Below are 7,053 nucleotides of genomic sequence, written 5' to 3'. Positions count from 1 at the left end.
TAGGGGAGTGCCTGGCCAGGCTTCAGCCGGCCAGCTGCGATGTCCGCGCGGATAGGGTCGGAGAGCCGCCGCCGTGCTTGCACTGGTCGGCCTTCTCACCGCCTGCGGCGGCGCCACGTGGGGAGGGGTTCCCACTGGTGGAGTCTAGGAGAATCGAGCTTCTGACTTCCTGCTTGCAAACGGGAGCCAGCCACAACGTCGAGGGGTCTTCCTCCCGGTCAAGTGGCAGATGGTGCGTGTTGCTAGGCGCTTGCGGGTGTCGACGTTGCTGTACCCCGCTGCTGTACAGCACTGAACTGAACGCCAGCGTCCGATCCGTAGCAGGTCAGGGTGTTCACGATTGGCCGTGGGTGTCTCAACATGCGACCGGCTTGGGCGAACGGGTCCAGCCGGCCACCGTCAGCGCTTGCTCTTCCCAATCCTGATCAAGCACCACAACCACCGAAACCACAGAGCCCACTACCGTACGCCCGGCTCCACACCCTGGGCCACATCCAGGCGACCACGTTGCTCCTGGCCATCGTCCCGGTGCATGTTGTCGCGTCCGCCTGGGTCACGCCGCCCCCTCGATCACCTTGGGCGTTTACGCCCACGCCATCCGCTCCGCAGAGGCCTCGGCTGCGGACATCGCACCCAGGCGATCAAGGAGTTATCGCCCCGTGTTGACAGAGGTGTAAGTAGAATCCTGAGATTGTCAGGACAAACAAAGGCCCGTCCCAGGTTCCCCCCACGATGTGACGCGCGGGGCTTATGGGTCAATCGACTTCCACCATCCGCGGCACGTGTTCCACTGGCAGCCGGTGAATCAGCTTGCTGTCTTCCCCAGGAACCAGTTCTACGATCTCGTCATCAGGCATTGCCTCAAGCTCTTCAATCGGGACGAGGCATGTTGGCCGCTGGAAAATATATTGCTCCTCGATATCGAACTCGATGGATTTGCTGCCCAGATCAACGACCAATGGCTGCATTTGGACGATGGCGCTGCTAGGCGTGGATTGTGCTGCAATAATTCGGGCTCCAGATACCTTGATTGAAATGCTGCGCCAATCCGATGAGTAGACCTTCCCTAGCAGGAGGTCCGCAACGGTACCGATGCGATGCATCTGCCTCTCGCTTATATCTGCAAGCGGGGGGATCGTGACCCGGGCTAGGGTGTACTGCTGGAAGATGAGTAGTGCCTTGACGAACTCCATCAGGTCAGCAGCACGCTGGGTAATCGAGGCAGCCCTTCCGGTACCACTACGCGGTTTCCGAGTTCGCCTGCGCCCTGTATGCCGAGCACCGTTGCATTGCCCGGCAGGAGGTCACGAATGAACCGCAGCGACGAAAGCACCTGCATCGGCGTCTTTCCGGTCAGGTCATTAAGGGTGAAATGAAAGCCGTAGCGGCCACTCATTCCATTTGCTTTGACGACCATCGAGAAAGTACCAGCGGAATCTTGAGCTGCAAGACTATTGCCTCCCTCAACTTGGCCGGCCGACCGAACGGGATTGACAAGGGGAACACGATGGAGAACGTGGCCACCTTCGCTCAAGAGCCGAACTTCAAGATCAGGAAGCAAGGTGTCAACGCTGGCGATAAAAGAGATTAGTCCCGGTCCTTCATCAGCAAGACCAGTGGGATCGTCAAGTACCGTTACCGTGCCAGGGATGTCCTCCAGTCTGGTTCCGTACTCCCAGAATTCCTGGACCGCTGCCGCCTCTGGCGATCCCTCCTCTGGTGTCAGGTGGAAGTGCGCCCGAATCGGCCGGAGCTGGGCTATGCCTTCTGTGCGATAGAAGGCACGGATGACCACGCAACGGGTGGCATCGATGCCGTGGTATTTGGCGTAGGCAACCTCATGCTGCTGGGCAGGCGCTATTTGCCCATTGCTGAAGTCCGGCGCTGACTCGATGGTGATTGTGTAGCGATAGAATGGGTCAGACTTCTGGAGAAGGTCCTCGATCTCTACCATTTTCGCCAGAGCCACACCGGCAAGTGACCCACCCGGGGCAACCTCCAGCGGCGCGGATCCGATACGCATTGCCTGCATGATGAGATCGGACAGACGCTCTCTGCCGTTCCCTATGAAGTAATCGACGGCGGCCGGATGATGCGATGCCAGCAGTTCGAGCCGCGTCAGCCCCTCCCACGCAGTGGGAAAGGCGCTGTCGGCAGTCTCTCGCTCAAACCACGCCCGCTGCTCCCGGGTCGGGTCCCACGGCATGAGCACTGTCCAACATTTGACATCCATGCCGGTGCTGGCCACCTCGGCCTGGAAGGAGGAGAAGGAGTCCAACACCTGCGTCTTCTGACCAGCCTCCAGAGACTTGAAGAACTTCTTGATCTGGTACACATCCCAGCCGTCCGGCGTCCAGATTCTCACGTCCATACCGCCGTCGCCCTGGGAGGGGGTGATGTGTTGAGCACCGTCGGGATACTCGCTGAAGAGCAGGAGGGCAGCCAGGTCCTCCATATCTTGGCCGCTGAGGGTTGCCCAGGGAACACGGGTCATGGACCGTAGCGTAACCGTGCGGCCGTTGCGCCGACAGGGGAAGCAGAGCGTGTAACGATGATGTATGAGATCGCGGACGGGGCGCGGGAAACGCGGTTTCCGAAGGTCTTCCTGACGGCCGGAACATTCCACAGCGGAGTACGGTGCCACCGACTACCGTGGCGCCCATGCCAGCGACCAATAGCTTGTACGACCTACCCGCTGCACAGATCGACTATCAGGCGGTCCGGGACTTCGTGCTGACTGCCGAGCAAGCCGATCTCCTTACCGAGTCGATCACTCTGGAGCTCAAGCAGAAACGCAGCGGCAACAACGTGGCCGAGGCGGTTGCGGCTCTCAGCAACACGGACGGCGGTCTAGTGCTCGTGGGAGTCTCTGAAGAGGAGACAGGCGAGGCTCGATTTAAGGGCATCAGCCAGCGGGACTTCGAAGGACTTATGGCTCACCTGCGCGACCTCGTACCGCGGGCTCTGCCGGAGGCGATCCCAATACGGATTCCAAACACGGACAAACTCGTCGCACTGCTCCGTATCGATGCGGACGCCGTTCTCCATCCTGTTCTGGTCAGGGGGACAACCCTCTACAGGATCCCCGGCCACAATGTACCGGCTGACCGCCAACGCGTGCTCGATCTAGTCGCGCGTGATCAAACAGGATTCGTGGGGACGCAGATACCGTCCGGAGCAATCAGCTTTCCACCTCCTCTCGCGGGAAGCGCGCCCGACTTCCCACTGTGGCCGGACGAACACACCACCCTGGTGACCGTTCGTTTCAAGGGAGAAGTTCTGCTGCCGCAACGAATCCTTGAACGCCCGTGGCTGGGAAGTGTTGCCAAGGAAGCGGCCCTCGACGCTCTGAACCGTTCCCCCATCCCCGACAAGGTCTGGGGAATGGCGCCGCCGCAGCAATCCTCGGCCTGGCAGATCACGGAGGCCAGGGCGACGTCGTTCAAGATGCGTGCTCCTCTTCAGGGGACCGTTGAGAGCGCCGGCGGGGTGCCGGTCAGTGCGTCCGCGTTCTTGAGCCTTGCCGGCCGAACCTTGTCGATCCTTCTGGGGATGCGCTGCCATCTGAAGCAGAACGAGGTCATCCCGCTCGGCCTAGAAGACCTCTACTGGTGTGTACTGGCCGAGTTGGTGTCCATTTCGAGCGCGTGTGACGCCGTGTCGACCGCGATCGGTGCGGCGGAGCCGAGCGAACTGCAGGCATGGGAGGGCTGGCTTCAGCCTCAGAGCGACTTGCGTGTACCAATCGTCCTCAACATCAACGACTACCCGAGGGACGGGACCGAGCAGCCGATCGGGGGCTGGTTCCCACCCGCACGGCCCCGAGGCCGGAGCGTCGCAGATCTTGACGCCATGGCCCGCGATTGGATTACCGTCCTGCTGCTAGAGATGGGGCTGCGTGACTTCGAGAAGTGGCTGAGCAACATCGCGCTTCCGGAGTGGGCACAGCATATGCGCTTCCAATAGGCGTGGATCGGAAGCCAACCCGCTGGTCAGCCATCTCATTCGGCGGCAAGGGCCGACGAAGTCGGTCCGCGGCAGCCGATCGCCCCAACTTCGGCGGTGGGCACCGAAGTCCGCGATCGTCACGGCCTTGACCGGCCCCTTTGGAGTGAACTCGTGGCACGAGATTGGCAAGGGTCGGGCCTGGTGATGTGCGGCTCACGAAGATCGCGAGTTCTCGCTGAGAGTTGGTGAGGTTGCGATACTTTGGTGCTATAGACAACTTCTGAGTTGTATGTCAGCGAAAGTGATTATTAGCAGACGTTCCCTTGCTGGGCTGCAAGCACGCTGACATGCGGATGGTCATGCACTGAGTTGGGTAGTAGCAAGCATGGATGTTGCTGACCGCAGGGGAGGCCTGTCGGCGATATAGAAGATCGGAGGGTGTGGGTGTGGGGATAGTGAGGGAGATGCAACGTTGACATGGTGGGTGGCCTTGATTGCTGGCGCGTTTGGTCTCTTGGGAGCACTATGCGGCGCTCAATTACAGGCCTGGAACGCTCGGAAGGATCGTGCCGAGCAACAGCAGTTTGAAAAGCAGCAGCGAGATCTCACCGTTCGCCGAGAACTGTATGCGGAATTCGCCCGGATTGCAGACGAATCGGCAGACGTGCTGATGAGAATTTATCATACAAGTCAATGGCTTGTCGGCCTCGACAAAGATGACGAGCTACGCCCAGAGCTCGAAGAGGACGCAAAAGAAGCTCGCGATAATTTTGACGAGATGATACTTACACTAAAGACCATACGGTGGCAGATAGAACTTGTAGCGCCAGCTAATGTCATAGCATCTGTCGCTGCTATACATAATACTTTTTCGGAGAGCGAATTGATGAAGAATCCCGATGATTATGATTATCTCGTGAAGGCTATTCGGCAGTTTGTAAAGCAAGGACGCATCGACTTGGGTCATCCTCCAAATGAGGATTTCCGGGTCTAATATCGGCAATATGCCATGCGCTTCGACTGGCTGCGATAGTTTGCTCCTGCGTCATTGCGATTTGGTTTCGGCGTAAGCCACCTACAAGGGCGGGCTCGCCAACTCCCAGCCAAACCCCGGTGTAACGTCCTTGGAGGCCAACGTTGAAGTAGAAGAGGTGCAACGAGAAGCCGAACGGATCCACGCGGACTATGGCGATTCCTGATCGCTGCAAATCTGCGGGTCTGTGCCGCCCGGACGTCTATGTGTGCGTAGGCGGTGCTGGCCCGGACCGGCCGAAGAGCCGCAGCCGGGCCAGCTTGCCGCCAGCGCGCGGCCGGGGCGCCGCAGGCGACGCGGCCCTTGATGACGTGTAGAGAAGTTGCTTTTAGGGCTGCCCGGTGTCTGGTCATATCTCGTCGTGATGAGGCGCGGCGGCGGTCCAGATGTGTACGAAGCTTGTGAGGTAGACCGCGGCTGCGCCCTGCTCCTCCTTGTGGTGGAGGTGCATGACGGGGGCGTTGGCGGCTGGGGTGGCGTAGGCGTGGAGATTGACAAGGAGTTCGTTGTCTGCTCGGAAGATGGAGTTGTAGAGGACGGTTCGATGGAGGCGGATCTCTACATTGGGGACGTCGTGTAGCCGGCGGTAGAGGGTTAGGGCGTTCTTGATGCGGGCGGCCATGACTTCGGGGCCGATGCCCTCGTCGGTGCCGCGTCTGGCGACCTGGGGGCTGTTGGGGTCGCCGAGGAGGATTCGAATCTTGACGCCTGTGTGGGCTCGGGCGGTGAGGGTGTCGAGGATCTTGCCGTCTTCCGGGAGGAACAGGCCGCTGTAGGTGAGGATGTCGATCTCTTCGGTTGCGCCTTGGAAGAGGGCGTGCCAGACGCTCTGGGGGACGGCCCAGCGGTGGGGGTAGATGGCGCGTACGTCGCCGGCGAGGGCGAGGTGTTGTTGGGCTACCTGTGGCCAGAGGTCGGCTTCGTGGACCTGGAGGAGGTCGGCGATGGCCCAGCGGTGGCGCGGGTAGGGGATGCGGCCCTGGAGCCAGCGGTGGACAGTCTTGGGATCCACGGTGAGGGCTGCCGCGACGTCTGTCGGGGTGATGCGGGCTGCGAGCATCGCGTTGCGCAGGTGGTCGTTCATGGGGGCCGCCGCTCCTGTGAGGGAACCGTCGTTGCCTGCGACGTTAACATGAGACGTCTCTAGACGTCCCCTAGTTGCGGTGTAGAGGTTCCGGGTGTCTGGCCGATGCTCGTGGGGCCGGAAGAGCCACCGAAGGGACGGAACTCATGCAAAGCGGCCGAGCACAGAGCCTCGCTTATCAGCAGCGTCTGCTGACGGAGCTGGGGAACGGGCTACGACCTCGGGGTATCGCGGCCGTCTTGATGGCGGCTGAGGATGGGCGTCCTGAGTTGAGCGTCCAGGATCGTCGCTCTCGGATCCGCAAGGTCTACGTCAACGTCCCGTTCTACTGGTTCTATTGGGGCGATCAGCCCGACGAGCGGACCAGTTGCCTCAATCTGGAGGCTGCCGTCGACCGGGTTGAGCAGGTTGCCCGGAACGGCTGGCGCGCGGGTGAGCAGGCCGAGCTGCGCATCGATCTGGGTCTGATCTCTGATGCGTATCGGCGTGCCTGACGGCATGGCTGTGGACGAATCTCCGTGGCTGACGGGCGGTGCTGTCTACGCCCAGATCGCGGAGCGGCTTCGGGCGCGGGTCGTTGCCGGTCGGTATCCGGCGGGCGGTTCACTGCCGTCCGAGGCTGAGTTGTGCGCGGAGTTCCGAGTGGCCAGGAACACCCTCAGGCGCGGCCTCGCCATCTTGGAGCAGGAGGGGGTCGTTGTCACGGTTCCCTCGAAAGGCCGCGTGGTGCCGGGGCCGCGGGCGGACACCGCGTACCGATATCAGGTGATCGCCTCTGAGCTGCGCGCTCAGATCGAGAGCGGCGCCCTCGCCGCGGGGGCTGTGTTGCCGAGCGAGAAGGAGCTGCGGCAGCGGTACGAGGCTTCGCGGGATACGGTGCGGCGGGCGCTCGACGTTCTGGAGGGTGAAGGGTTGGTCGTGGTCGAGCATGGACGGGGCCGGTTCGTTCGAGGATGAGACGTCCTGGGACGTCCGCATCTGCCCCTAG

General features: G+C 61.3%; 7 protein-coding genes. 4 read left to right on the top strand and 3 right to left on the bottom strand.

From position 1 onward, the window contains the following. Positions 1 to 755: 755 nt before the first annotated feature. Together IEZ27_RS53190 and IEZ27_RS53185 are read right to left on the bottom strand one after the other, a co-directional pair. A complete protein-coding gene (locus tag IEZ27_RS53190) occupies positions 756 to 1,193 on the bottom strand; it encodes a hypothetical protein (protein ID WP_189654280.1) in 438 nt (145 codons plus the stop codon). Next, a complete protein-coding gene (locus IEZ27_RS53185; RefSeq protein WP_189654279.1) occupies positions 1,193 to 2,494 on the bottom strand; it encodes a hypothetical protein in 1,302 nt (433 codons plus the stop codon). The genes IEZ27_RS53190 and IEZ27_RS53185 overlap by 1 nt, the downstream gene beginning before the upstream one ends. Before the next feature lie 167 nt (positions 2,495 to 2,661). Here IEZ27_RS53185 and IEZ27_RS53180 point away from each other — a divergent pair, with 167 nt between their 5' ends. Beyond that, entirely contained in the window at positions 2,662 to 3,966 is a 1,305-nt protein-coding gene (locus IEZ27_RS53180; RefSeq protein ID WP_189654278.1) for an ATP-binding protein, read from the top strand. 454 nt (positions 3,967 to 4,420) lie between these two features. After that, positions 4,421 to 4,942 (top strand): hypothetical protein, encoded by a 522-nt coding sequence (locus tag IEZ27_RS53175; RefSeq protein WP_189654277.1) that lies wholly within the window; start codon positions 4,421 to 4,423, stop codon positions 4,940 to 4,942. A 388-nt stretch (positions 4,943 to 5,330) separates the two neighbouring features. Here the strand turns inward: IEZ27_RS53175 and IEZ27_RS53170 are convergent, their stop codons facing one another. After that, positions 5,331 to 6,065: an XRE family transcriptional regulator gene (locus tag IEZ27_RS53170; protein ID WP_189654276.1), complete on the bottom strand. Its 735-nt coding sequence runs from the start codon at positions 6,063 to 6,065 to the stop codon at positions 5,331 to 5,333. Positions 6,066 to 6,304: 239 nt separating this feature from the next. On the opposite strand from IEZ27_RS53170, the gene IEZ27_RS53165 reads away from it, so the two are divergent. Next, complete coding sequence (locus IEZ27_RS53165; protein WP_189654275.1) at positions 6,305 to 6,559, top strand: hypothetical protein; 255 nt, start codon at positions 6,305 to 6,307, stop codon at positions 6,557 to 6,559. After that, positions 6,540 to 7,022 (top strand): GntR family transcriptional regulator, encoded by a 483-nt coding sequence (locus IEZ27_RS53160; RefSeq protein ID WP_229825328.1) that lies wholly within the window; start codon positions 6,540 to 6,542, stop codon positions 7,020 to 7,022. Before IEZ27_RS53165 ends, IEZ27_RS53160 begins: the two co-directional genes overlap by 20 nt. Positions 7,023 to 7,053 lie beyond the last annotated feature (31 nt).

Source organism: Nonomuraea spiralis, assembly GCF_014648435.1.
Classification (GTDB): Bacteria; Actinomycetota; Actinomycetes; order Streptosporangiales; family Streptosporangiaceae; genus Nonomuraea; species Nonomuraea spiralis.
Note: the sequence above shows the minus strand (reverse complement) of the source record. Positions and strands in the feature narration are given on the sequence as shown.